19 protein-coding genes and 1 pseudogene are annotated in these 25984 nt (G+C 59.5%); 15 read left to right on the forward strand and 5 right to left on the reverse strand.

The genetic code is table 11. The features are described from left to right. Nucleotides 1–3 precede the first annotated feature (3 nt). The 6 genes and pseudogenes from QM007_RS00335 (at nucleotide 4) to QM007_RS00360 (ending at nucleotide 5741) form a co-directional block, all read left to right on the forward strand. A complete protein-coding gene (locus tag QM007_RS00335) occupies nucleotides 4–411 on the forward strand; it encodes a GtrA family protein (RefSeq protein ID WP_283490050.1) in 408 nt (135 codons plus the stop codon). A gap of 28 nt (nucleotides 412–439) precedes the next feature. Next, a complete protein-coding gene (locus QM007_RS00340; protein ID WP_283490051.1) occupies nucleotides 440–1891 on the forward strand; it encodes a DUF6056 family protein in 1452 nt (483 codons plus the stop codon). A 118-nt stretch (nucleotides 1892–2009) separates the two neighbouring features. Further along, entirely contained in the window at nucleotides 2010–4127 is a 2118-nt protein-coding gene (locus tag QM007_RS00345) for an acyltransferase family protein (protein WP_283490052.1), read from the forward strand. 163 nt (nucleotides 4128–4290) lie between these two features. Further along, nucleotides 4291–4545, forward strand: a pseudogene (locus QM007_RS00350) (MFS transporter); the annotation flags it as partial. A gap of 218 nt (nucleotides 4546–4763) precedes the next feature. Beyond that, the gene (locus QM007_RS00355; RefSeq protein WP_283490053.1) at nucleotides 4764–5279 is read left to right on the forward strand and encodes a hypothetical protein; all 516 of its coding nucleotides are present in this window, start codon (nucleotides 4764–4766) and stop codon (nucleotides 5277–5279) included. A gap of 9 nt (nucleotides 5280–5288) precedes the next feature. Then, entirely contained in the window at nucleotides 5289–5741 is a 453-nt protein-coding gene (locus tag QM007_RS00360) for a HEPN domain-containing protein (protein WP_283490054.1), read from the forward strand. Between the two features lie 147 nt (nucleotides 5742–5888). On the opposite strand, the gene QM007_RS00365 is transcribed toward QM007_RS00360, so the two are convergent. Then, nucleotides 5889–8165: an NAD-glutamate dehydrogenase domain-containing protein gene (locus tag QM007_RS00365; RefSeq protein ID WP_283490055.1), complete on the reverse strand. Its 2277-nt coding sequence runs from the start codon at nucleotides 8163–8165 to the stop codon at nucleotides 5889–5891. 256 nt (nucleotides 8166–8421) lie between these two features. On the opposite strand from QM007_RS00365, the gene QM007_RS00370 reads away from it, so the two are divergent. The 3 genes from QM007_RS00370 (at nucleotide 8422) to QM007_RS00380 (ending at nucleotide 13926) form a co-directional block, all read left to right on the forward strand. Next, nucleotides 8422–13323 carry an NAD-glutamate dehydrogenase gene (locus QM007_RS00370; RefSeq protein WP_283490056.1) on the forward strand — a complete coding sequence of 1634 codons (4902 nt, stop codon included), beginning with the start codon at nucleotides 8422–8424 and terminating at the stop codon, nucleotides 13321–13323. A 214-nt stretch (nucleotides 13324–13537) separates the two neighbouring features. After that, nucleotides 13538–13729, forward strand: coding sequence for a helix-turn-helix transcriptional regulator (locus QM007_RS00375; protein WP_283490057.1), 192 nt, complete (start codon nucleotides 13538–13540; stop codon nucleotides 13727–13729). Continuing rightward, the gene (locus QM007_RS00380) at nucleotides 13726–13926 is read left to right on the forward strand and encodes a hypothetical protein (RefSeq protein ID WP_283490058.1); all 201 of its coding nucleotides are present in this window, start codon (nucleotides 13726–13728) and stop codon (nucleotides 13924–13926) included. The genes QM007_RS00375 and QM007_RS00380 overlap by 4 nt, the downstream gene beginning before the upstream one ends. Nucleotides 13927–14046: 120 nt before the next feature. On the opposite strand, the gene QM007_RS00385 is transcribed toward QM007_RS00380, so the two are convergent. From QM007_RS00385 to QM007_RS00395, 3 genes are all read right to left on the reverse strand, one after another. After that, entirely contained in the window at nucleotides 14047–14508 is a 462-nt protein-coding gene (locus QM007_RS00385) for a GyrI-like domain-containing protein (protein ID WP_283490059.1), read from the reverse strand. A 36-nt stretch (nucleotides 14509–14544) separates the two neighbouring features. Then, complete coding sequence (locus QM007_RS00390) at nucleotides 14545–15141, reverse strand: arsenic metallochaperone ArsD family protein (protein WP_283490060.1); 597 nt, start codon at nucleotides 15139–15141, stop codon at nucleotides 14545–14547. A 130-nt stretch (nucleotides 15142–15271) separates the two neighbouring features. Further along, nucleotides 15272–16948, reverse strand: coding sequence for an SMI1/KNR4 family protein (locus QM007_RS00395; RefSeq protein WP_283490061.1), 1677 nt, complete (start codon nucleotides 16946–16948; stop codon nucleotides 15272–15274). Between the two features lie 435 nt (nucleotides 16949–17383). On the opposite strand from QM007_RS00395, the gene QM007_RS00400 reads away from it, so the two are divergent. Continuing rightward, nucleotides 17384–17779 carry a hypothetical protein gene (locus QM007_RS00400; protein WP_283490062.1) on the forward strand — a complete coding sequence of 132 codons (396 nt, stop codon included), beginning with the start codon at nucleotides 17384–17386 and terminating at the stop codon, nucleotides 17777–17779. Between the two features lie 101 nt (nucleotides 17780–17880). Here the strand turns inward: QM007_RS00400 and QM007_RS00405 are convergent, their stop codons facing one another. After that, nucleotides 17881–18576: a TetR/AcrR family transcriptional regulator gene (locus QM007_RS00405; RefSeq protein WP_283490063.1), complete on the reverse strand. Its 696-nt coding sequence runs from the start codon at nucleotides 18574–18576 to the stop codon at nucleotides 17881–17883. A gap of 163 nt (nucleotides 18577–18739) precedes the next feature. Between QM007_RS00405 and QM007_RS00410 the strand changes: the two genes are divergently transcribed. The 5 genes from QM007_RS00410 to gabT all read left to right on the forward strand — a co-directional run bounded on the left by QM007_RS00410 (nucleotide 18740) and on the right by gabT (nucleotide 25939). Then, a complete protein-coding gene (locus QM007_RS00410; protein ID WP_283490064.1) occupies nucleotides 18740–20170 on the forward strand; it encodes a flavin monoamine oxidase family protein in 1431 nt (476 codons plus the stop codon). 3 nt (nucleotides 20171–20173) lie between these two features. Further along, complete coding sequence (locus QM007_RS00415) at nucleotides 20174–21073, forward strand: universal stress protein (RefSeq protein WP_283490065.1); 900 nt, start codon at nucleotides 20174–20176, stop codon at nucleotides 21071–21073. A 222-nt stretch (nucleotides 21074–21295) separates the two neighbouring features. Beyond that, nucleotides 21296–22852 carry an APC family permease gene (locus tag QM007_RS00420; protein ID WP_283490066.1) on the forward strand — a complete coding sequence of 519 codons (1557 nt, stop codon included), beginning with the start codon at nucleotides 21296–21298 and terminating at the stop codon, nucleotides 22850–22852. A 142-nt stretch (nucleotides 22853–22994) separates the two neighbouring features. Continuing rightward, nucleotides 22995–24482, forward strand: coding sequence for an NAD-dependent succinate-semialdehyde dehydrogenase (locus QM007_RS00425; RefSeq protein ID WP_283490067.1), 1488 nt, complete (start codon nucleotides 22995–22997; stop codon nucleotides 24480–24482). A gap of 110 nt (nucleotides 24483–24592) precedes the next feature. Next, nucleotides 24593–25939: a 4-aminobutyrate--2-oxoglutarate transaminase gene (gabT, locus tag QM007_RS00430; protein ID WP_283490068.1), complete on the forward strand. Its 1347-nt coding sequence runs from the start codon at nucleotides 24593–24595 to the stop codon at nucleotides 25937–25939. Nucleotides 25940–25984 lie beyond the last annotated feature (45 nt).

The following is a 25984-nucleotide window of genomic DNA, read 5'->3' on the forward strand; positions in this document are numbered from 1 at the left end:
TCCATGCTAGATTTCATACAACGCAATAAAACCCTGGTCCGCTATATCCTTGTGGGCGGAACCGGTGTGCTGTTTGAACTTGCCGTGATCTTTGTGGCAGTTAGGGTTTTTTCTGCCAGCGACGCCGCTGCCGTTACTGCCAGCTACTGGCTGGGTGTGGCTTTCTCTTTCCTGCTTCAAAAGTTCTTCGCTTTTGAAAATAAGGACGTCCGGGTCAAGTCCGTGGGGTATCAGACGGTCTCCTTTGCTGCACTTCTCGCTGTCAATTACATTTTTACTCTTGTCTTCGTGCACTTCACGGCGGCCTTCTTGGGCGTCTACCTAGCACGTATGGTGGCTCTTGTCATTACTACCGGGTGGAACTTCTTTGCCTACAAGTTCATTATCTTTAGGAAAACTGGCAATGCATAAAACTCTCATTTCTCAGCAGACCGAGCCTATGCGTCGAAACTTTCTACCCATCGTGGCTCTCGCCGTTCTCGCTACCCTGGTTGCCGGTACTTTCCTTTATTTCGCGGCCCGTGCCAGCATCATTGCGGACGATTTTAGCTACTTCAACGTCTACGCTCACCAGGGGAACCCTTTTACCTACGTCGTAGACCACTACCTCACTCATAATGGGCGTATCGGGCAGGCCTCCCTCTTCGCCTTCACCTACGCTCTTCTAGGTCAAAGCGCTATACAACTCGTCCCTGCTCTCATGTTCCTTACCCTCGTAGCGGCAGTGGCATACATGATGAGGCGTTTGGTAAGTTTTGAGCAGTCGCCCATAGTTGTTTCGCACAGCTTAGCTACCCTTATTGTTGCTGGTGGACTTGTGCTTTCACCCAGTATGTTTGACTCCTACCTGTGGCTAACATCGAGTACTGTCTACCTGGGTGGGCTTACCTTTACCGCTCTAACCTTTTGTCTAGCTTTCTTTCTTGCAGAACGAAAAATCACCACCCGAGGGGCTCTTGCCCTGGCCCTAGCTGCAACCTGGGCAGGTATGTTCACGGAGCCGCTGACTATTTGCACCGGTATCGCTGGTTTCCTTCTGCTGGTCGCTGGCCTTCTTAGGCGCAAAGCAACTTTACGTCTCGTAGGAGGGGCTCTCTGGCTGGGATCCCTTCTGGGCTTTGCCCTCATCTATTTCTCACCTGGAACTATGGCCCGCAGGGAATATTATGGGACAGAAATATCTCTCACTGGGATCCTCAAAAATCTACCCTCCGACCTCTCCCTCTTCTTCGGGCACTCCTCTGACTGGGGATATCTGCTCATTGCTATCTCGGCACTTTCCCTCTACGCCCTGAGCGCCCCTACCTGGAGGGTGTCCCTGCACCCCCTACAACTCATGGGGCTGGCTTTAGCAGTCTTTGCCATCTACTTCCTTGCCCACACCGTTATTGCAAAAACAGGTAGCCCCACCATCGCCCTGCGCACCTTCACCAACCCTGCGTTCGCTATGGCTATCACTAGCCTGCTAGGTTTGCTTGCCCTAGTGCGCCTCGTAAGCCCTCACAAAGCTAAAGTTCCTGCCCTGCTGGGAGCTGGCGTCCTCGCGCTTCTTATGCTTTTGCCTGCTATTTCCTACACTGCCACCACCGCCACGGCCCTCAACCTGCGCGCAGAGCATTTGCAGCTTCGCAGCGAATTAATCGCCCAACAGCGTGCTGAGAAGGGCGCCGATGAGCCTATCGAGTTTGTCCCGGTGCGTATCGCACTTGTCAGTGAGGCCGTAGACCTCCACCCCGCAGGGTCCCCTCAAATCGAGTGGGTCATCAATGCAATCAGTACCTGGTACGGAGTCGACGACGTTAGCCGGGTAGTAGTTGTTCCCGAGCCTGCCGATTACTGCCTTCCCGCTAGTCATCTTGTGAAAGCAGACCTTACCTGCCCCGCCTCGTAAGCTCTCGGAGACCTAACCGGTGCCTGTGGTAGACTGCCCAAGTTGCCCAGCCACCGGGTAGCAACCGCACCACAGAGAAGCAGCATAGATGAACCGAACTCGCCACAGACACAAGCCCTTGGGCAGCTTCATTGAGCAACCCAAATTCAGGCCAGAAGTGCAGGGGCTCCGTTCCCTGGCAGTCCTTCTCGTGGTCATGTATCACGTCTGGTTCGGTAAAGTCTCTGGCGGTGTCGATGTCTTCCTCTTCATCTCAGCCTTCCTGCTCTCGCTGTCGTCCTTACGTAAGATTCAGGAGGGCAAGCCCCTCAAGGTCGTCAGCTACTGGCTCCACGTCTTCCAGCGCCTACTGCCGGCGGCTGCAACCGTCATTCTGGCTACCCTGATAGCCGCCTACTTCATCATTGCCCCCTCCCGCTGGGCGTCCCTGCTGGCCGATGCTAAAGCAGCCCTCTTTTACTTCCTCAACTGGCGCCTGGCCTTCACCTCAGTGGACTACTACGCCCAAGATGCCACCCTTAAAACCCCCTTCCAGCATTTCTGGTCTCTCTCCATGCAGGGCCAAATCTTTATTCTCTGGCCCCTGCTGTTTGCCTTCGTGGCTTTTCTTGTGGGCTACCTGCGCCTAAAGGTGCTGCCCACGGCTCTGCTCGTCTTCGGCACGGTTTTTGTCACCTCTCTTACCTTCTCTATCATCGAGACCTCCACCAACCAGTCCTTTGCCTACTTCGACACCCGCACCCGCCTTTGGGAGTTTGCTGCGGGTACCCTGCTCGCTATGCTCGTGCTGGCCTGGCGAGTGCCGTCCTGGTTGAAGGTACCCATGGGTTGGGTTGGCGTTATCGGCCTAATGACCTGTGGCTGGCTCCTGCCTGTTGAGCGTGCCTTCCCCGGTTATCTGGCCCTCTGGCCCCTGCTATCGGGCGCCTTCGTTATTGCCGCGGGGCAGACCGGCTCCCGTCTAGGTGTAGACCGTCTTCTTTCAGCTAAACCTCTACAGAAGATGGGGGCAATCTCTTACTGCCTCTATCTGGTGCACTGGCCCATTCTCATCCTCTACACCACCGCTATCGGAGAGCCTAAAGCGGGTTGGCTTGACGGAGCCCTGGTTATTCTCTCATCTATCGCGGTAGCGTGGCTCCTGCACAACCTTGTTGAAAAGCCTCTACGAGCCTGGGAAAAGAAACCCAGCTGCCGTGCCCTGTGCCACGCAAGGTACAGCAAAACACCCTGGTCTGGTAACCACAAGAAACTCCAAAGCTCTTGGGCCCGACCCGCAATCGTGATAGGTACTGTGCTGCTATTAGCAGGGGGAACTGTCGCCAGCACCCAAGTATGGCTTAACTTAAAAATCCAACAGTGGCAGGCAGATTCCGCTCTCGCTGGGACTGCGCGCTTTCCTGGAGCCTTGGCAGCGGGGACAACTCAGACATACTCAGACCCTGCTATCCCTATGTACCTCGACGAAAATCATTGGGAAATTTTAGAGCATAGCTGCAACACCTATCCCGGGCTAGAATACAGCCAGATTGAGACCATGGATGAAGATAGTTACTGCTCCTACTCCCTTACTGCTGGATCCTATGATGCTCCTATCCTCGTTGTTGCAGGTGACTCTCACGCAAACTTCTCAACACCCATCTATCAAGAGTTAGCTACCTCCTATGGCATGAACCTCATGGCTATCTTTCGGCCCGGGTGCAGGCTATCTGTACCTAATCAGAGCTGGTCAACAGGCGACCCTGCCCAAACTCCATCGTGTAAAGAATTCAACTCTCGTGTACTTGATGCCATGGAGATTATTGAGCCAGAGTATGTAGCCCTCATATCAACCCGTACCTGGGCTAACAGTAGCAGCGAGGTTCCTGTTGAAGGTCTCAATGCTCTAGCGCACCGGTTCGAGAACCAAGGGACCGAAGTTATCGCTCTACGCGACAATCCTCGCTTCCTCAACGATATGTTCACCTGTGCTGAAGCTGCTCGTCCCGACTGCGTCTCCCCCTCAAAAGAACACCTAGCCGATACGAACCCAGCATTGGCCGAGTTAAAAGAACTCACCAATGTTTATCAGGTTGACCTTACCAACGCTTACTGTCCTGAAGGGCTCTGCCAGGCTGTAATTGGAAACGTCAAGGTCTACCTTGACAATAACCACATCACTAAACAATTTGCGGTTACCACCACCTCACTTGTTGAAGACCAGCTCCTAGCACAAGGGTGGAATCCAGCCCGTTAGTAGGGGGACTCCAATATCGTCACAGGCCGGAAACCACAATGGGAAACATCTCAGCCCCGGCTTTGACCAGCCGGGGCACCCGCGCATACGCTCAGGGTACTACCGTACGCACACACGCCGGGCAGGTGTAGCCGAGCCGGGCATCCTTAAATCCATGATGGTGCTGCTTGCTCCCGCCCTGCTGGTACTGTGCCGGGTCTTCCAGGGGTTATCAGCGTCGGGTGAGCAGGCGTCCGCTATCTCAATGTCGCTGGAGCACGCCCACGACCACCAGCGCGCCTTCACCACCTCCTGGACCCTGCACGGCACCCAGTTCGGTTCCCTGCTCGCAACAGCGGTCTTCCTGCCCTTTGCGGCCCTACCCGAAGAAGACCTGCTCAGCTGGGGCTGGCGCGTGCCCTTCTGGCTTGCCTGTGTGCGCTGACTGCTCGTGAGACCGGAAAGCTGACCCTGGCAGAGGTCGACCGGGTGCAGGAGCACTAGTTTTTCTGAGGGTAAGGACGCGCCCGCCCCGGCTTGTGTGAGCCGGGGCGGGCACTCTGGTATTCCTATAAATGAGATATATAATTCATTTATATGAAGACTCTTCCTTCTGCTCTTACCCCCTTCGTCCGCTCTGATACAGTGGGGGCAATTTTGGCTGAAACCATGCTCACCCCTGATCAAGAATTCACTCTTGCAGAGTTATCCCGCCGCACCGGGGGTAGCGCCCCAACAGTCCACCGAGAAGTATCAAAACTCGTAGAAAATACGATTCTTCAAGAACGTACTGAGGGTCGCAACCGCCTGGTAAAAGCTAACCCTGAGCACCCTCTCTACCTGCCAATGGCAGAAATTATCCGTTCCACTTATGGTCCAGAACCTACCCTACGTGATTTACTCACAGATACTCAGGGAGTTCACCATGCTTATATATACGGGTCATGGGCATCTCGTAGAGAGGGAGAACCTGGTAACTTCCCACAGGATCTTGATGTTCTAATTGTGGGAGATATCAGCCGACGGCAGCTAGCTATAATCAATGAAAAGTTTGGGAGAAACTTAGCTATCCCTCTCAACATTTCTCGTATCTCACAAGAAGAATGGGAGAGCCCTTCCCCGTCTGTTTTTGTGTCAACTGTAAAGTCACGCCCCCTGCGGCAAATCGTATAGGTGGATTCTATGAATCAGTTCCCGCAGCGGATTCAAGAAATGCTGGCTATGCGTCAGCTAGAAGAAATTGGGCCTAACCCCAATCACGCCCTGACGGTGATTGCTACTGCTCAAACACACATTAAGACCGCACAGCTTCTAGCCACTACTGGGGATACAGGAATGGCCTTTACTGCTACGTATGATGCTGCGCGTAAAGCTCTTGTAGCGGTATTAACGATTGAAGGTTTAAGAATTAGGGCTGTGAGAGGAGCACATCGGAATACGGGCATCGCGGCTCAGTGTTTTTTAGACTCTCCTGCACTCGGTGATTTTGAGTGGATGAGACAGGTGCGTAACAGCACTGAATACCCCTCTGAGAGCCGCCCTACTGCTGATGCTCAGGATGTTGCGGAAGCCTTTGAAGTTGCCCAACAAATTGTTAGAGAATGCGCCAGCTATGTTGAGGGTCGGGTGGGTTAGCTGCCTGCCTGGGCTGACCGGAAAGCTGACCCTGGCAGAGATCGACCGGGTGCAGGAGCACTAGTTTTTCTGAGGGTAAGGACGCGCCTGCCCCGGCTTGTGTGAGCCGGGGCAGGCGCGTCCTTGTTAAGGGAGTTTGAGGTAACCCTACTTGCTTGCCAGTTTGGCTTCGATGGCCTCACGGAGGGCCTGTGCTCCTTCGACCCAGGCGCCGAAGTCGCCGTTACCCTCAATATCGGGCAGGGCGCCAGCTTCGAGACGGGCTGCGCGGAAGGCGCGGGCAATATCGTTGACCGAAGCCCCGTGCTTCTTCTTCATCTCGTACACGAAGGTGATACCCGCGTGGTTGATCATACGGTTAGCTGCGCGGGTTGCGATGATTTCGCTGCGCAGGGGGTGCTCGTCGAAGTAGGAGCCAAACTTCTCGGTAGCGGGAGCCGGGAAGTAGTCAGCCAGCACGTCGCTGAGGTCAAGATCGGGCTCATCGGCGTAGCCACTGTCAACGAGCGCTGCGGTGAGGTCGATCTTTGCGTAGGCGGTGAGTACCGAGAGTTCGGGGCTGGTGAGGGGGACGTGCGCTTCTGCCCGGTCTGCCAGGTCGGCATCTGAGGGGAGCAGTTCAACCTCGCGGTCAAGATGCACGGTCTCGGTCAGGTAGTCCATGAACTCGCCTGCGATGTCGTTGGTATTGAAAGCTTCGGTGCGTTCTGCCTGCAGGAGTACGTTCTGCTCCAGGTTGGAGCGCAGCACGCGACGGCCTACTTCTTCGACCTGCTCAGCGATGAAGTCGGCGCGGTCGCCCTCGTTGAACTGGCCCGCTTCAATGGCACGGCCCATGAGAATCTTGAGGTTGACCTCGCGGTCTGAGGTCTCAACGCCAGCAGAGTTGTCGATGGCGTCGGTGTTGACGAGGATGCCACCCGCTGCTGCCTCGATGCGGGCTCGCTGGGTGAGGCCCAGGTTACCACCTTCGGAGATGACACGTACCCGCAGTTCGGGTGCGGTGACGCGGAGCTTGTCGTTGGTGGAGTCGCCTACCTGGCTGTTGCTTTCTTCGGTGGAGCGCACGTAGGTGCCGGTTCCGCCGGTGTAGAGCAGGTCTACGGGAGCCTTGAGCAGTGCGATAATGAGCTGGTCGCCGCTCATGGTTTCAACGGCGCTATCAAGGCCCAGGGCCTTGCGCATCTGGGGAGTGACCTCAATGGCCTTGTCTTTGCGGGAGTAGACGCCGCCGCCATCTGAAATCAGTTCTGGCTTATAGTCGGTCCAGTAGGCGCGGGGCAGGTTGAAGAGGCGTTGGCGCTCAGTAAACGATACGGCAGCGTCGGGGTTTGGGTCGATGAAGATGTGGCGGGAGTCGAAGGCGCCAATCAGGCGGATGTGCTCTGAGAGCAGGGCACCGTTGCCGAATACATCGCCGGCCATACCGCCGATACCCACCATGGTGAAGTCTTCAGCTTGAGAATCGTGCCCCAGGGCAGCGAAGTGGCGCTTGACCGACTCCCAGGCGCCGCGGGCGGTAATACCCATTTCCTTGTGGTCAAAGCCCACCGAGCCGCCGGAGGCAAAAGCATCGCCCAGCCAGAAGCCACGGTCTAGGGAGATGCCGTTAGCGATGTCTGAGAAGGTAGCAGTGCCCTTATCGGCGGCAACGACCAGGTAGTGGTCGTCCTCATCGAGAGCCACGACCGCGTCGGGGCGCACGATGGTCTGCTGGCCATTGTCGGTCACCAGGTTATCGGTGATATCGAGCAGGGAAGAGATGAAGAGCTTGTAGGCAGCTACACCCATCTCGTTGTACTTATCCTGCTCAGTATCGCGGTCGGGCAGGTTCTTGGGAACAAAACCACCCTTAGAGCCAGTGGGGATAATGACAGCATTCTTGGTGACCTGAGCCTTAACCAGACCGAGCACCTCGGTGCGGAAATCCTCGGGTCGGTCGGACCAGCGCAGACCACCGCGGGCAACCTTGCCGAAGCGCAGGTGCACACCTTCGAGGGCTTCACCTTCGACAAAGATTTCAAAGAGTGGCTTAGGCAGAGGCGCGAAAGAGACATCGCGGGTTGAGATCTTCAGGGCGATAGTTTCTTTGCCCTGGTAGGCGTTAGTGCGTACGGTTGCCAGGACGACCTCAAGCAGCTTGGTGAAGAAATCCTGGGTTTCGGCGTCCAGCTTTTCGATATCGGCGCGCACCTCTTCAGCCGCTGCGCGCTGGGAGGTGCGGCGGGCGTCCGCGTCCTTTTCGAGGGCGGGATCGAAGCTGGTGCTGAAAATGTCTGCGATGCTGTCGGCGATGGTGGGGTTGTCAGCAAGGGCCTTGTTCATGAAGTCCGCAGTGAAGGGGGCTCCGAGTTGCAGGAGGTAGCGGGAGTAGGCGTATAGAACTTTTGAGGTGAGAGCTGAACTGGTAGAGGCTGACATCATCTGCCCTTCTAATCGGGGAGGGCACCCGGTGCCCTAGTGGAGATTCCAGCATAAAAGGATGAAGGGAGAGCTGGCGATACCATTTTTGCAATGTGAGACTGTATGTCTCGCATATGAAGAGCTGCCGGGTGCAGGCTGCCTCCTGGGTGTTGCGGTTCACTCCCCGCCGCCTTCCCGACTACTATGTAAGTGGAGCGCAGACCCGCGCACCCAGGTATCACAACGGAGTGACATCCGCCCAGCGAAAGGCAAACCCTTGCTCACGAACGATCGTTCAGCCCACTGGTCCGGTAGCGAAGACTGGATCAACGAATACTACCGTCACAGCTCAGCTGACGAACTCGAAGGTCTGAGTGACCAGCAGCTAACCAACCTTGCCCAGGCCCACCGCGCTCTGGCAGATCAGCGGGCAGCCGGTGAGGCCCTGATTTCGGTGAGCAACGATGACGCTGGCAGCACTCTCTTTATCGTTGTAGACGACACCAGCTTCCTGGTCTCATCTATCACCGCTCAGATTGCCGCAAACTGGGGCGGTATTTCAGGGCTCATCCACCCCACCTTTGTCGTAGAACGCGACTCAAACTGCCGCCTGGCCAGCGTCACAGGCACCGGCTTTAAACAGCCCGTAGCAAGCGGTGACACCGTCTCTATGCCTATTTTGCGTGATGCTGCCACCGGCAACATCGGTGCCGGGGCCACCATTGAGTCGTGGATTGCCGTCCGTCTCACCTCCCGCGTTGAAGGCGAAAACGTTACCCGTCTTGAGCAGGAAATCCGTTCCATTCTGATCGACGTGCGCCGCGCAGCCCGTGACAACGACGCCATGGCAGCCCGCACCCTCGACATCGCAGAAAAACTGGGCGAACTAACAGATGTAACCCTGGGTGGCGCTGCCCACTACACCGGTTCCATCAACTCCGATGCCGACCCCATGACCCGCATCGAATCAGTCCAGGAGTTCCTACGCTGGCTTACCCGCGGCAACTTCCTCTTCATGGGCATCAAGGAACGCGACCTCTCAGGCCACTCCGGCGACCTGCTGCTGACCGACCGTGATGGCTCTGGCCTGGGTATTCTTGCCGATACCGGTGAAGGTGACCCCATCGTCCTCACCGGCCTGGGCCTCGAAAACGCCCGCGACCCCAAGCCCCTCTACATCACCAAGGCCAACTCTCGCTCCACCGTGCACCGCCACGAGTACCTGGACTACATCGGCGTGCGCGACTTTGACCGCTCCGGCAAGATCGTGGGCGAATACGTCATTCTGGGTCTCTTCTCCCGCCAGGCCTACTCCCTGCCCGCCGTCGAAACCCCCATCGTGCGTGAGCGTGTAGCTATTATGCGCCGCCACCTGGGCTACCAGCCGGGCTCCCACTCCGACAAGACCCTGGCCGGTATCATCGAGGACTACCCCCGCCTCGAACTTCTCCACGCCGACCTGCAGGAACTTACCGACACCTTCCGCGGCATTATGGGCCTGGAAGAACGCCGTACCACCCGCCTCTTCCTGCGCTCGGACGCCTTTGGCCGCTTCGTCTCCGCCACCGTCTTCCTGCCGCGCGACCGCTACAACACCCACGTACGTCAGCGCCTTGAGGCTGTCTTCCACGAGTTCATCGACATTGAAAGCCTAGACTTCGAGGTCTACCTCTCCACCTCGTCCCTGGCCCGTATCTTCTTCCGCCTACGCTTGACCACCCCTAACACCATTCCTGCCCTGGACGCCAAGGCAATTGAGCGCCGCCTGCAAGAAGCTACCCGCTCCTGGGGCGAGGCAACCGCCGCTGCCGTTGAGGCGGCAGCTGCCAGCGAAGGTCTAAGCGCCGAGGACGGCCGTGCAGCCGCCTCAGCTTGGTCTGAGGCTGTACCCATGACTTACCGCGCCGACTACGAGGTCGAAAACGCCGTTGAAGATATCAACATCTTTGAATCGCTCAGCGATGCTCAGCCGGCCGCTATCCGTATGGGGGAGCGCCAGGGCCGCACCCGCGTCAAGACCTACCTGGCTAGCGCCCACACCCTCACCGAACTGCTACCCGTGATGCAGAACATGGGCCTGGTCGTTATCGATCAGAAGCCCTACGACATTACTCCTGCAGACGGCCGCAGCTTCTCCCTCTACGACTTCGGTGTTGAACTGCCCGAAGGTGTAGAAGCAGAGAAGGTTTCTGCCCTCTACGAGGCCGCCCTGAACGCCTACCTGCTGGGCAAGCGCGAGTCCGACAGCCTCGACCGCCTGATTCTGGCAGAAGGCCTGACCTGGGAGCAGGTCCGCGTACTGCGCGCCTACACCCACTACCTGGTGCAGCTGGGGCAGGTCTACACCGCCGAGTTCATGTCTGACACTCTGCTGGCCTACCCCGCAGCTACCCGCCTGCTCGCCAACTACTTCGCGGCTACCTTCGACCCCGATGCTCAGTTCGCAAGCGACGAGCAACGCGAGGACGCCCGTGAGCAGGTCTGGCGCGACCTGGGCGGCGCCCTGGACGCCATCCCCACCCTCGACGTGGACCGCTTCATGCGCTCCCTAGCCGCCGTCATGAAGGCGACCCTTCGCACCAACGCCTACCTGGACCGTCCTGCCCTCGCCCTGAAGGTGGCACCCGGTCAGATTGATTTCGCGCCCCTGCCCCGCCCCACCTTCGAAATCTTCGTTTATTCACCCCGCGTTGAGGGTGTGCACCTGCGCTTCGGCTCCGTTGCCCGCGGTGGCCTGCGCTGGTCTGACCGCCGCGAAGACTTCCGCACCGAAGTGCTCGGCCTGGTCAAGGCCCAGATGGTCAAGAACGCCGTCATCATCCCCACCGGCGCCAAGGGCGGCTTCTACCCCAAGCAGCTCCCCAACCCGGCCCTAGACCGCGACGCCTGGATTACCGAAGGTCGCGAGTCCTACAAGGTCTTCATCGCCTCCCTGCTCGACGTCACCGACAACCTGGCTATCGAAGCCGACGGCAGCGAAACCGTCGTCCACAACCCCCGCGTTATCGCCCGCGACGGCGACGACTACTACCTGGTTGTAGCCGCTGACAAGGGCACCGCATCCTTCTCAGACACCGCAAATGCCATCAGCGCAGACTACGGCTTCTGGCTGGGCGACGCCTTCGCCTCCGGCGGCTCCGTGGGCTACGACCACAAGGCCATGGGCATTACCGCCCGCGGCGCCTGGGAGTCAGTCAAGCGCCACTTTGCTGAGCTGGGCATCGACTGCCAGGCCGAAGAATTCACCGCCGTCGGCATCGGCGACATGAGCGGCGACGTCTTTGGTAACGGCCTCATGCGCTCCCGCGCCACCCGACTGGTTGCAGCCTTCGACCACCGCGACATCTTCCTGGACCCCAACCCCAAGGCCGATGTCGCCTTCGACGAGCGCGTACGCCTCTACAACCTGCCCCGCTCCTCCTGGCAGGACTACAACCCCGAGCTCATCTCAGACGGTGGTGGCGTCTACTCACGCGGCGCTAAGTCCATCCCAATCTCCGAGCAGGTACGCCAGGCCCTGGGTCTCGACGAAGGCGTCACCGAAATGGCCCCGCCCGAACTGCTCTCCGCTATCCTTAAGGCCCCCGTCGACCTGCTCTACAACGGCGGTATCGGCACCTACGTCAAGGGCTTCACCGAAACCCACGCCGCCGTAGGCGACAAGGCCAACGACGCTATCCGCGTCAACGGCCGCGACCTGCGCGCTCGCATCGTGGGTGAAGGCGGCAACCTGGGCTTCACCCAGTTGGGTCGTATTGAAGCTGCCCGCGCTGGCATCCTTATCAATACCGACGCCATCGATAACTCCGCCGGTGTAGAGACCTCAGATCGCGAGGTCAACATCAAGATTCTGGTAGATCGCCTGGTCACCGCCGGTAAACTCTCTGCCGAAGAACGCGCAGGCTTCATCGAAGCCCAGCGCGAGGACGTTGGTGCTCAGGTACTGCGCACCAACGTTGAGCAGAACGTGCTGCTACAGGCCGAGCGCCACGGCCTGGTGCCCGGGGTTGAGGTCTACATTCGCCTGATTCATGACCTCGAAGAGAACGCCGGCCTCAACCGCGAGGTGGAATTCCTACCCACCGACGAGGAAATCCGTGAGCGATACGAGGCTACCGGGGAAACACTCAACGGCCCCGAGCTGGCCGTCCTGGCAGCCTATGTGAAGATCCACCTGACCGCAGAGCTCGAGAAGACCGACCTGGCAGACGACCCCTACCTGGCCCGCGTGCTCACCGAGTACTTCCCGCCCGCCCTGGTCGAGCGCTTCGGCGAGCACCTAGAATCTCACCCCCTGCGCAAGCAGATTATCTGCACCCGCGTAGCCAACGAAATGGTGAACCTGGGCGGTATCACCCACGTCTTCCGCGCGGTGGAAGAAACCGGCGTGGGGGTAGACGCCCTGGCCCGAGCCTTCTACGTTTCACGTGAAACATTTGGCATTGGCAACTCTGCACGGTTGCACCGGGAGCTACCCGCCTCTGTTCCCCTGGAAGGCTGGCAGGCCGTTATCAAGGACTGGCAGCGCGTGCTCGACCGCTTGGCCCGCTGGTTTGCAGCCGAACGCTCAGTCGTCGTGGGCACCCCCATCGCCGAGATGATCGTGCGTTTCAAGCCAGTTGCCGAACTGATCCCCTCACTCAAGGACTACTTCGCCGACGATACCCGCGCCCGCGTCCGCGCCATGCGTGATCAGGCAGAAGCCTGGGGTCTGCCCGAGGAGCTCATCGTCAACTGGATTCGTGAGTTCGAAGCCTTCGCCCTCATGGACGTAGTGCGTATCGCAGAAGCCAACGGCCTCTCTACCGAGCAGGTCGCCCGCGTCTACTACTCGGTCTACGACCGCTTCCAGGTTGATCTGCTACTGACCACCATCTCTAAGCTGTCTCGTAACGACCGTTGGGAGACCCTGGCCCGTTCATCCCTGCGCGATGACCTCTACGAGATTGCTGCCTCCCTGGCCCTCAATGTCGTACAGGAGGTTGGTGAAGGTGTTGCTGCTGGAACCGAGAGCGGCGACACCGCAGTAGCCCGCTGGGTAGAGAACCACCCCGTCCGTATGGGTCGTGTGGATTCCATGCTGGCTGAGATTCAGGACGCCGCCCCCGGCGCCGATGGACGCCCCCGCCTGGCCGTCCTACAGGTAGCCCTGCGCACCCTGCGCGGAGCGGTCAGCTAGGCCTCGGTTTATACACAGCAGCCCGCCCCCTCTCTTAAATCCTGCGACTGATTAGCAGGAACTTAAGAGGGCTGGGGTGGGCTTCTTTGTCTCAGTGGTGTTTCTCGGGTCTATCTTTCTTAAGTAGGCAATATTCTGCCGTTTTGCGGGATGGTGACCTAGAAGTATAGATAAATTGAGTGTATCGGCGAGATTTTGCCGGTTGGGAGATGCTGTGGAGCTAGGAAAAATCGTGCGTGCCTATCGTAAAAAACTCAAAATGTCGCAGGAAGAGTTGGCTGCACTCAGTGGTATTTCTGAACGCACTCTACGTGATTTGGAGAAAGGGCGTTTAAGTGTCTCTTTGGAGAAAGCTGTAGCTGTTGCCGATGTGCTAGGTCTGAAAATTCAGGTGATTGAGGCATGAACGAGCTCAAAGCTGATGTGTACAAACAAGATACTCTTGCCGGGCACTTTTTCAGCACACCTCATACTACTGAGTTTCGTTATTCTGCTGATAAATATGAAGTCACAGCCTTGCGGTTAGCGCAGGCGAAAAACTTTTCTCGATTTTGGACAGGAACTTGGGGTGCGTCCTGCCGCAACCGCCCTCTTACTACGTAAGATGCTTCACGAAACAGAGAGGCTTGTTGAAGGGGCGACGGGCCTTCCTTTTGACTCTGCTCGCCGTAAGCAGCTAGTCAAAATTCTGAAGAACCGTCGCCTATCTCTATCGGCAGGGCTCTAAGCAGCCTTCACCGGCACCCAGACCTGCATCTGAAAATCGTCAGCGGACGGGTCGCCCTGCCCATAGGCCTCAAAGACCGGGCCATTGGGCTTAAAACCTGACGCGGGCAGGAAGGTGCCCATCAGGTGGTCCACCCCGGCCATGGTGCTCATGGGCACCGGGCCCTCAACGGTCGTCACCGCGAACTCACCGCCGTCCACCTTAAGGGCATTGAGGCCCAGAGCCTGCGCGGTTTCCAGGTTCTCCACCAGAATCCCCGCCATGTAGTCGAACTCGCCGGCAGTGTTCATCCCCACAATCACACCCATCGAGTGGACCTCAGGCATGGTCACCCCCCGCGCCTCAGCGTGGGCGGTAAGCTTCTTCCAAAGCTCGCCAATGCCGGCGCCCTGCTTCACGGTCTCGCGGAAGCCCGCAATAAAGAACTCATCCTTGTGCTCTACACGCGCACCAATCATCGACTACTCCTTAGAAAAATGTGTGTCGGCTCTATTTTAGTCGCCACACCCGCAGCCACAGCCACATGAGGCCTGCTTCGCAGGCTGCCCTGATTCGGCAGAGGCCCCCTGTGACGCCGGTGCAGAATCGTGGCCCCCCATCAGGTTGACCCGGTGGCCAATGTCAGGGCCACCGGCAGGCTTAGGCGTCACTCCTGCCAGCACCGCAGCAAAGCCAGCCGGCTCAGCGGCAGGAACCGTGGCGGGGGCGTCCGCACCACCGGTACCGCAGGCCGCTGCGGCGGCGTTGACCTTGGGCTGCTTGACCTCACCAAAGCGGGAGAAACGGCGGAGCTGCTCCGCGGTGGGGTACATGTACGAGACCTTGACCAGGCCCTCCACCAGCAGGATGGGCAGAACCTCGGCCCCGGCCATAGCAAGCTGGTCGGCAACTGGCTCACAGTCGGTAAAGGCAGAGGGGTAGGAATCGGTGGAATAGACGGCAATATCAAGGCCCTCATCGAGCAGCTCCTGCGCTGCAGCCAGGAAAGTCTCGCGCTGGGTGTCGCCGGGGTCATCCGGGTTTTCGCCAGCAGCGGGGATGAAAACTTCAAGGGGGGTGTCGCCCAGGGCGTCGCGAGATGAGCGTGCCACTGCTACTCCGTTCGTTGATTCATGTGCTCTACCAAGCCTACGCCCGCTGCCGCCAACAGGAAAGGCTGGGCGGCACACCCGCAACCGGGGTGTGCCGCCTGTTGTGCCTTATCAGCCTGTTGCGGGTGGGCTAATCGCCGATAAAGAACTTGCGCAGGGCTGAACGCAGACTTCGGTCGTCCTGCTTCTGCTCGTTTTCTTCTGCGGGCTGCTGGGGCTCGGCCTGCGCGGATGCCAGCGACACCTTCTTAGCCCGGGCCGCAATGCTGGGTACGGCGTCGGTGTCTGTGCTCTGGTATTCCTTGCGCTCTTCGGGGGTGCCGAAAGCGAGAGTGCCTATCGTGTTAGCGATATTTTTCTGCTCAGGTGAGGCCGGCACACGGGCAACCCCGGGATCAATGTCGCGGATATCCTGGGCTTTCTCTCCGGTGGTCATGGGAAGGTCGTTGGGGAAGGCCGCAGCCGCGTAGGTGCTTGCCGCCCGGCTCAGGGAGCTGGAGGCAGCCTCGTCCTGCTCCTGCGCGGACGGCTCCGGTAGGGTCTCAGCCTCGGGCCCGGTATCTGATGCGAGGGTAGCGACCGATTCTGGCGCAGGCTCGTCTGCCCCCGGGGTGGTGAAGAGGCTGGAGGCATTTTCCGAGGTCGTAGTGGATTTAATAACCACCGGCGCTGCGGGGGCAATCACCGGCTCGGAGCTATCGGCCGGGGCGGGGGTGTGCTCATCTGCCAGGGCGGGTGCTTCATTGCTCTCGACGGGCTCTTCGGCCGCGGCAGCCTCAGGCTCGGCCGCTGAGTCGGGGTTGATTTCAGCTAGAACCGCCCGGTAGCGGGCCTCAGTGGGGGCAAGCGTCCACCCCAGGAAGCCGGGGAGGGCTACTGGCTCAACAGTACCCACCCAGGCGATAGTCTGCGCGAGAGCGGACGCCCCCGTTGTAGCCTTGGGGGTAGCCGCGGCGGCCGGGGCGGAGGAGCTGCTGCCGGCGTCCTGACCCACCAGATCACCGGTCACAAAATCTGCCAGCGACAGGGCAACCTGAACTGGCACAGAAGCCTCACCGCGCCTGCGCGCGATAATCTGCCCCACGGTGCCCTGAGCACCAGGAGCTAAGTCAATGGCGTAGAGATGGGTGGGGGAGCTGGCAATTTCAATCCACAGGGTTTGATTGAGGACGGCCTGGACGGTGCCGTCCGTCTTTTCGGGGGCCTTCCAGGGGGCTGAATCGAGGGTGGACGCCCCAAAATCAGCCTGCGGGGTGGAGGCAATAACATTCTGCCCCGCGACTTCGGCAACCACACCGTTGCGTACTAACGCCCGGTAGAACTTGAGTTCAGGGGTGAAGGTGAAGCCGCGCTGCTTCTCTTCGGCTGCGACCTCGGCGGGGGAGTAGCCGGAGTTGTGCCCGCGGGCAAGCAGGGCAGAGCGCAAACGTAGCCCATTATTTGAGACAGACTGAGTGGGCGCGGATGGCTGGGGGGCCTCGTCCTGCTCTGTTGCTGGGGCCACGGTGGGCATCTGCTTGACGATGGCCTGCCCGCCGGGGGAGGTGTTGATGCGTACTGTGTAGGAGCCCTTAAAGTGGCCTGCCTGCGCTAACTCAAAGGCTGCTACTGTTGCGGCCTGGGCAAAGTCAGCAGGGGCGCTTATGCCCAGTGCGCCGGTGATGGTGGCGGCGGGTGCTTCAACGGTTGTCCCGTGAACGGTGAAGCGAAAATCCAGGGGCTGCTGGTGCGAATTTGAGTACCACTGGGTGAGGTGGGAGAGAGCTAAAAGGTGCGGGGGGAGCTCGGAGTGCGAATCAAAACTCATAGACTCTATTTTTGCATGATTCATAGGTTGCTGGTTGGTAACTTAACGGGTGACGGCGGGCTATTCGCGTCAGGAGGGGTGTCCCTGCCCTCACCTGGCAGAGTGGGTAGTGGAGCGGACGTTGGTGGTCGGGTGTGTGGGTGGTAAGAGGCTAGAGTGGTGGAGTTGGATGCAGCTTAGTGAAAATGGGATGGCTTGAATCTAGGTTGAAAAATCGAGAAATATACTCAATAAGTCATTTTGTCACTCGTAAAACTCGCTAACAATTTACCTATATAGCAATTTTCGACATAGTATCTATACTTGTCAGATAATGAATGGAGTAATTTTGGATGTTCTTTGGTGCGTATTGTTAATCATATAAAAAATACCTGGTGGTCTGAAAAGTGAGTACTAATATAAGCTGAACTCAATCACTTTTAGGGGAAACTAAATATGTCTATCACCAATAACCGCCGCGGTCTTGAGCCCTCTATTTCTCATGCTGTCGACTCATCGGGCAACAACGTTACCGTCACCGTCTCTTACAACTTTGCTGATGCAGCTAGCTACCGGCAGATTATTGTAACCTCTGACAGTGGCGACCCCATGACTCTGGCGGGTACCGTTAGTGGTGCTACTTTGAACCAGACTGGTGACGTTCTCACTATCAACCACGATGGATCTGCCTCCCTGGCCTTTACTGTGACCATTACTATCGCGACAGAGCGGGTTGACCCTGTTGATGGTACTGAGGTTTCCTTTATCTACGCCATTAACGGTGACTGCACTACCTCTAATATTTACCTCATTCCTGCAGATGTTTCTACCCAGACCGGTACTGTTCAGTAGTCAGCTCATACTGATGTAAAACAACACGGTATTATCGAAGTAGGTTTTCTTAAGTAGGTAGCTCACACGGGTTGCCTACTTTTGTATTTTGGCTTCACTCTTTATCGGTGAGTCCCCAGTGTGGCACTCAGCCCCGTCAGCAGGGCTGAGAGGCCTATGTTAAAGGCTTCGTCTTGGGGGCTGTTTCCCAGTGCTCCGTAGGCCTCCGCCATGGTGGGGCGTTCGGATGCATAGTCACCGGGGTTAAAGATATCCACGGGTGCATGCAGGTCGGTGGCTGCCCCTAAGAGGAAGGCCTCGATAGCCTCTACGGTGAGCAGGGCCTGCCTGGGGCTCATGCCGAAGGCGGTAAAGGCAGAAGTTACTTGCTCATACATGGCCAGGGTTGCAGGTGCCCTGCGCACCGGCGTCACTGCCAGCGTCATCACGACCGCAGGTGCTACCGAAAAGGCCTGTCGGTAGGATCTTGCCCATCGCTCGGTTGCCTCCAGCCACAGGGCCCGTGCCCCCAGTGCGCTGATGGTTCCGCCGCGAACCTGGGCGGCGGCGTCCTGAAGCGCCTGCGTGTCGATTTCCTGCGCCACCTGATCTGAAATTGCCGCCAGCACTTCATCGCGCGAGGCTACATGGTTATAGAGAGAAGATGGTGCAACCCCTAATGCCCGCGCCAGTTTTGCCATGGTGAAATCACCCTCTGTGGCCATGAGCTTCTGGGCGGCTTCGGTGATTTTATCCGAGGTAAGTAAGGACGCGCTGGGGCGCCCGGCACTGCGCGGTGAGGTGTGAGTAGGGGTCATGGATATAAAGGTAGCACTGTGCCAGTGGGTGGGCGCTGATGGGGTATGAAGCTGTCCCCTCTATATATTTTCGTAAGGTACTTCACAGGTCTTAGGGTTCAAGCTACACTAAAACGAACGGTATTCGTTTAGTGTAGCTAGCGCTGCAGAAAGGCTGAGCACCATGGCTCCCCAGGAAATCACCCGCGATGTCGTCATTATCGGTGCAGGCCCCTCGGGTCTTACCGCTGCCTACCGCCTGCAGCAGGCTGGGCACTCGGTTGCCGTCCTCGAAGCCCGCCACCGCGTCGGCGGCCGCACTTGGAATGGCGACCTTGATGGTGCCTTTATCGAAATTGGTGGCCAGTGGGTTTCCCCCGACCAGACCGCCCTCAAAGCCCTGCTCGACGAGCTCGACCTCAAAACCTTCTCCCGCTATCGCGAGGGTGACTCCATCTACAAAACCCTCGATGGTCAGGTCAAACGCTACTCCGGTGACATCTTCCCCGTCGATGAGGCTACCAAGGGTGAGATGCTGCGCCTCATCGACATGATGGACGAGATCGTCGCTGAAGTTGGCGCTGAAGCCCCCTGGGCGCACCCCCGCGCCAAGGAACTTGACTCCGTCAGCTTCCGTGAATGGCTCAAGACCAAGACCGATAACGAAGAGGCCCTCAATAACATCTCCCTCTTCATCGCCGGAGCCATGCTGACCAAGCCCTCCCACGCCTTCTCTGCCCTGCAGGCCATTCTGATGGCAGCCTCCGCAGGTTCCTTCTCTAACCTGGTCGACGAAAACTTTATTCTCGACAAGCGCGTACTGGGTGGCATGCAGAAGGTCTCCCTCACCCTGGCTGAAAAAATCGGTGAAGAGAACATCATCCTGGGCCACCCCGTGCGCCTGCTGCGCTGGCAGGAAGAGGGGGAATACCCCGTCCTGGCTGAGGCTGAAGATTTCACCGAGGACGGCATCGCCAACCCCGACGGGGCTGTGAAGGTCCGCGCCAAGTACGCCATCATGGCTGTGCCGCCTAACCTCTACTCCCGTGTCTCGTACGTGCCCGCCCTGGACCGCCGCCAGCACCAGATGCACATGCACCAGTCCCTGGGCCTGGTCATTAAGGTTCACGCCGTCTACGACCGCCCCTTCTGGCGCGACAAGGGACTGTCTGGCACCTCCTTCGCCTGCGACAACCTGGTGCAGGAAATCTACGACAACACCAACTACGACCCTGCCACCGGCCAGGAAGAAGAGCGCGGCACCCTGGTTGGCTTCGTCTCCGATGAAAAGGCCGACCGCATGTTCACCCTCTCGGCAGAGGAGCGCAAGCGCACCATCCTCGAATCCATGGCAGAGATGCTGGGCGAAGAGACCCTGAACCCCATTCGCTACTACGAATCCGACTGGGGTGCCGAAGAATGGACTCGTGGTGCCTACGCCGCCAGCTTCGACCTGGGCGGCCTCTCCCGCTACGGTGCCTACCAGTCGGACCCTGTTGGCCCCATCCACTGGTCCTGCTCCGACCTGGCTGCCGAGGGCTACCAGCATGTTGACGGCGCGGTGCGCATGGGTGAAAAAACTGCCGCTATGATTAGCGAAAAACTCAAGGGATAAAACATGCGTTACGTTGTCGGCTATTCTCCCTCGTCCCGGGGGCGGGACGCGCTCAATCTGGCGGTTGCTCTCGCCTCATCGCTGGGTGCTGAGCTCGATGTGGTCTATGTGCTCAAACAGCAAAACCCGCGCCTAGCTGCCCCGCGCTCTAACTTCGGGGCCATGTTGCAGGAGCAGGCTGTGGGGTGGCTTGAGGAGGCTCAGCAGTGGGTGCCCACCAGTCTTAAGGCTCGTTTTCATCTGCGACAGGCGGAGTCTACCGCAGCCGGGTTAATGGAGTTCGCTGGAGCTATCGGGGCTGGTGCCATCATTGTGGGTGGCGCTAAGACCGGTGGCTGGCTCTTCCACTCCATCGGCTCGGTAGGCAACGCCCTGCTGCACAGGGCTTCAGTGCCAGTGATTCTTGCGCCCCACAACTACGATGCGGCTACCCATATCGCTCAAATTGACTGCGCGATTTCCCCCGATATCGATTCAATCGGTCTGGTGGAGGAGGCGGTGGCTACCTGCAACCGCACCGGCCTTGCGGTGCGCCTGGTGTCCCTCATTGAGGACCCCGCCGCCGATGGTTCTGCTGCCCGTGAGGCTGAGGAAGGTGTGCGGGACCTGCTGGAGCAGTCCTCCCTGGCGCCCGAGCGTCCGGATCTTATTACCGTTGCTGTTGGGCGCGGTGCCAGCGTGCCCGAGGCTGTGGAGTCCGTGGACTGGTCCGCCGGGTCTGTGCTCATGGCGGGGTCGTCTAAGCTGGCTCAGCGCGGCGAGCTTTTCTTGAGCTCCAACACCGCAAAAATTCTGACCCGTCTGCCGATTCCGCTGGTGGTTGTTCCGCGCGATTATTCGCCAGGACGCCGCGGCTCGGCTCAGGAGCCCTGGACCGGCTCAATTCCCGTAGTGGGTCGCTAGTTCCTCATGGGTGCGCGTGCGCCGCACTGCTCGTTACCTACCTGCTGGGTGGGGTGCCGGGCGGTGCGGCGCACATTGCGTTCCGAGGTGCTGCTGTGTAAAAACTTGGTTACGCACTTCACAAGAACCACTTAAGGTTGTAATCTAACTAACTAAACGAATGATGTTCGTTTTCTTGTTCTGCTTGCAACCTCTGAAGGTGATAGTGAAAAGGAGTCAGCGATGACCCAACCCCCAGCTACCTCGGGAGCCCGTCCCCACGGCTCTGTCGACGTCAGCGCCGCCAATAAAAAAGGCCTCTCATCGGGCAACGTCACCCTGTTCTCATCCATCATCATTGGTATCTCCGTTGTAGCTCCTGCTTACTCCCTCTCAGGAGCCCTCGGCCCCGTCGCCGCCGAAGCTGGCATCTACATGCCCGCCATGTTCCTCATTGGCTTCATCCCCATGCTCCTGGTCGCCATCGGTTACCGCGAACTCAACGCCGCCATGCCCGATGCAGGAACCACCTTCACCTGGACCACCAAAGCCTTCGGCCCCTACGTCGGCTGGATGGGCGGCTGGGCCCTGCTGGTCGCCACCATCCTGGTGCTCTCCAACCTCGCCGGTATAGCCGTTGACTTCCTCTACCTCTTCCTCTCCCAGGCTCTCGGCAACCCCGACATCGCAGACCTTGCCGCCAACAACCTGGTCAACATCGCAACCTTCCTCGCCTTTATGGCCTTCGGTTGCTACATCACCTACCGTGGCCTGGACGCCACCCAGAAACTCCAGACCGTCCTCATCATCTTCCAGCTGGTCGTCCTGGCTCTCTTCTCCGCCGTAGCCCTCTACAAGGCCGCCACCGGCACCGGCTTTGCCAACCTGACCTTCAGCCTCGAATGGTTCAACCCCTTCGGTATCGATTCCTTCTCAACCCTGGCAGCCTCCATGTCCCTGGTCTTCTTCCTCTACTGGGGTTGGGACGCCGTGCTCACCATGAACGAAGAAACCGAGGGTAAGCACACCACCAGCGGCACCGCAGCCGTCGGCACCATCCTGACCATCGTCGTCCTCTATCTCTTCCTCTCCGTGGGCACCCTCTCCTTTGCCGGTACCAGCGAGGACGGCCTGGGTCTGGGTAATCCCGACAACCAGGAAAATATTTTCGCCGCCCTTTCCGGCCCCGTCCTTGGCTCCCTGGGCATCCTCATGTCCATTGCCGTGATGGTCGCCGCGCTCGCTTCGTTGCAGTCCACCGCTGTCTCCCCGGCTCGCACTCTGCTAGCCATGGGCTACTACCGAGCACTGGGCCCCAAGTTCGCCCGCCTGTCACCCAAGTACCAGGCTCCCTCCTACGCCACCATTGCCTCCTGCCTGATTGCCAGCGTCTTCTACGTAGCTATGCGTTTTATCTCCACCTCGGTACTCTGGGACACCATTGCAGCGCTCAGCCTCATGGTTTGCCTCTACTACGGTGTTACCGCCTTCGCCTGCGTCTGGTACTTCCGCAAAACCTCCCTCAAGAGCGGGGCTCGCAACCTCTTCAACCAGTTCATCCTGCCCCTCATCGGCGGCATTATCCTGGTGGTCTTCTTCGCCCAGACCTTCGTTGACTCCATGGATCCCGCCTACGGCTCCGGTTCAGAAATCGGCGGTATCGGCCTGGTCTTCATCCTCTCCCTGGTGCTCCTGGCTCTGGGGTTTACGGTCATGTTCTACCAGCGCTTTAAGCGCCCCGACTTCTTTGCAGGCCGGGTGCCCATGGATGTTGAGCACATGCTTGACCTGCCCGAATAAACCCAGCCCCGGGTTCGGACGTCCGCTCAGGGCATGTGAGACAGGCTACCTGCCCGGCGGGTAGGGGGCGTAAGATAAGCAGAAGGATGGGCCTGATGGTGTGCCCATCACACAGATAGTTCACGAAAGGTGCACACCGGCTATGACCGTAGATGTGAAAGAACTCCTAGCAAAGGTACCTACCGGCCTGCTCATCGGCGGCCAGTGGCGAGACGCCTCAAACGGCGAATCCTTCGACGTAGAAAACCCCGCCACCGGTGAAGTCATCGCCACCCTGGCCTCCGCCACCGAAGAAGACGCCCTGGCCGCCCTCGACGCAGCCTGCCGGGCAGAAAAAGAAGCCGGTGAGCACGGCTGGGCCGCCACACCCCCGCGTGAACGCGCCGAGATTCTGCGCCGCGCCTTCGAACTCGTCACCGAACGGGCCGAAGAATTCGCCACCCTCATGACCTTAGAGATGGGCAAGCCCTACGCCGAAGCCCTCGGTGAGGTCAAGTACGGCGCCGAGTTCCTGCGCTGGTTCGCCGAAGAAACCCCCCGCCACTACGGCCGCTCCCTCGACATGCCCGAGGGTACCCTGCGCATGATCACCCGCCGCAAGCCGGTCGGCCCCTGCCTGCTGATTACCCCCTGGAACTTCCCCCTGGCCATGGGCACCCGCAAGGTTGCCCCCGCCATCGCAGCAGGCTGCACCATGGTGCTCAAGCCCGCCCGCCTGACCCCGCTGACCAGCCAGTACTTCGCCCAGACCATGCTCGACGCTGGCCTGCCCGCCGGCGTCCTCAACGTTGTCTCCTCCAAGTCGGCAGCAGCTATCTCCGAGCCCATCATGAGCGACTCGCGCCTGCGCAAGGTTTCCTTCACCGGCTCCACCCCCGTCGGCAAGGACCTGCTCAAGAAGGCAGCTGAGAACGTGTTGCGTACCTCCATGGAACTCGGCGGCAACGCCCCCTTCCTTGTCTTTGAGGACGCTGACATCGACCAGGCCGTCGCTGGCGCCATGGCAGCTAAGATGCGCAACATTGGCGAAGCCTGCACCGCTGCTAACCGCTTCATCGTCCACGAGTCCCTGGCCGAAGAGTTCTCCCAGAAGTTCGCCGAAAAAATGGGTGAGCTCAAGGTCGGCAACGGCCTGGACGAAGGCGTCACCTGCGGCCCCCTCGTCGAAAAGAAGGCCCAGGACTCCATGGTCGCCCTCGTGGAGGACGCCGTCGCCAAGGGCGCCCGCGTACTCACCGGCGGCGAAAAGGGTGAGGGCGCAGGCTACTTCTTCAAGCCCACCGTGCTCGTTGACGTGCCCCTCGACGCCCGCGTCGCCCGCGAAGAAATCTTTGGCCCCATCGCCCCCATCTTCACCTTCAAGGACGAATACGAGGCCTACGAACTGGCCAACGACACCGAATACGGCCTGGCCTCCTACGTCTACACCGAATCCATCGACCGCCTCTACCGCGCCAGCGACCACCTAGAGTTCGGCATCATGGGCTTCAACGCCGGTGTAGTCTCCAACGCGGCCGCCCCCTTCGGCGGCGTCAAGCAGTCCGGCATGGGCCGCGAAGGCGCAGCTGAAGGCATCGACGAGTACTCCTCCATCCAGTACATCGGCCTGCGCGACCCCTACGCCAACTAAAGCCCCAAACCCCGCGGACGCCCGCCCCGGCACCGTAGCTCCAGCACGGGCGTCCGCACCCCAACTTTTTGTAGTTACAAGAAAATCCATCACTAAAGGAACCCTCCACCATGGCCGACATCGCCTACCGCCTACCCCAGCAGATCAGCCTCAAAGGCACCGTCCCCGGCCCCAAGTCCACTGAACTGGCAGCCCGCCGCGCCGCCAACGTCCCCGCCGGCGTAGCCTCCACCCTGCCCGTCTACGCAGCGGACGCCGACGGCGGCGTCATCGTCGACGTCGACGGCAACTCTTTCGCCGACCTTGGCTCCGGCATCGCCGTCACCTCCGTCGGCGCCTCCGCCCCCAAGGTCGTTGAAGCCGTGCGCGAAGCCGCCACCCACTTCACCCACACCTGCTTCATGGTCACCCCCTACGAAGGCTACGTAGCCGTCGCCGAAAAGCTCAACCAGCTCACCCCCGGCGACTTCGACAAGCGCACCGTACTCTTCAACTCTGGCGCCGAAGCCGTAGAAAACGCCGTCAAAATCGCCCGCGCCGCCACAGGCCGCAACGCCGTCGTCGTCTTCGACCACGCCTACCACGGCCGCACCAACCTCACCATGGCCCTCACCGCCAAGGCCGCCCCCTACAAGAAGGGCTTCGGCCCCTTCGCCCCCGAGGTCTACCGCGCCCCCATGAGCTACCCCTACCGCGACGGTGATCTGGGTGGCAAGGAAGCAGCCGCCCGCGTCATCGACATGATCGAAAAACAGATCGGCTCCGAATACGTCGCCGCTATCCTTATCGAACCCATCCAGGGCGAAGGCGGCTTCATCGTCCCCGCCGAAGGCTTCCTGCCTGAGCTGGTCACCTGGGCCCGCGAAAAGGGCATCGTCTTCATCGCGGACGAAGTCCAGGCAGGCTTCTGCCGCACCGGCAGCTGGTTCGCCTCCGACCACGAAGGCATCGAACCCGACCTCATCACCACCGCCAAGGGCATCGCCGGCGGCATGCCTCTCTCCGCCGTCACCGGCCGCGCCGAACTCTTCGACAAGGTCCAGCCCGGCGGCCTCGGCGGCACCTACGGCGGCAACCCCGTCGCCTGCGCCGCAGCCCTTGCCACCATCAAAACCATGGAAGAGTGGGACCTCAACGCCCGCGCCGCCCGCATTGAAGACATCGCCCGCGAAAAGCTTGGCCCCCTCGTCGACGAACTCGACATCGTCGGCGAAATCCGCGGCCGCGGCGCCATGTTCGCCGTCGAATTCGTAGCAGACTCCGACTCCAAGGAACCCCACGCCACCGCAGCCAAAGACATCGCAGCAGCCTGCGCCGAACGCGGCGTCCTGATTCTCACCTGCGGCACCTACGGCAACGTCGTGCGCCTGCTGCCACCGCTGACCATTAGCGAAGATCTCCTGGGCCAGGCCCTAGACATCTTCGTGGAAGAAATCCGCAAGGTCGCGGGGAACTAATCATCTGTTGTGTATGGGCAGGGCAGGTGCCTCTCTGTCGGCTAA

This window comes from Rothia sp. SD9660Na (assembly GCF_030064065.1).
Classification (GTDB): Bacteria; Actinomycetota; Actinomycetes; order Actinomycetales; family Micrococcaceae; genus Rothia.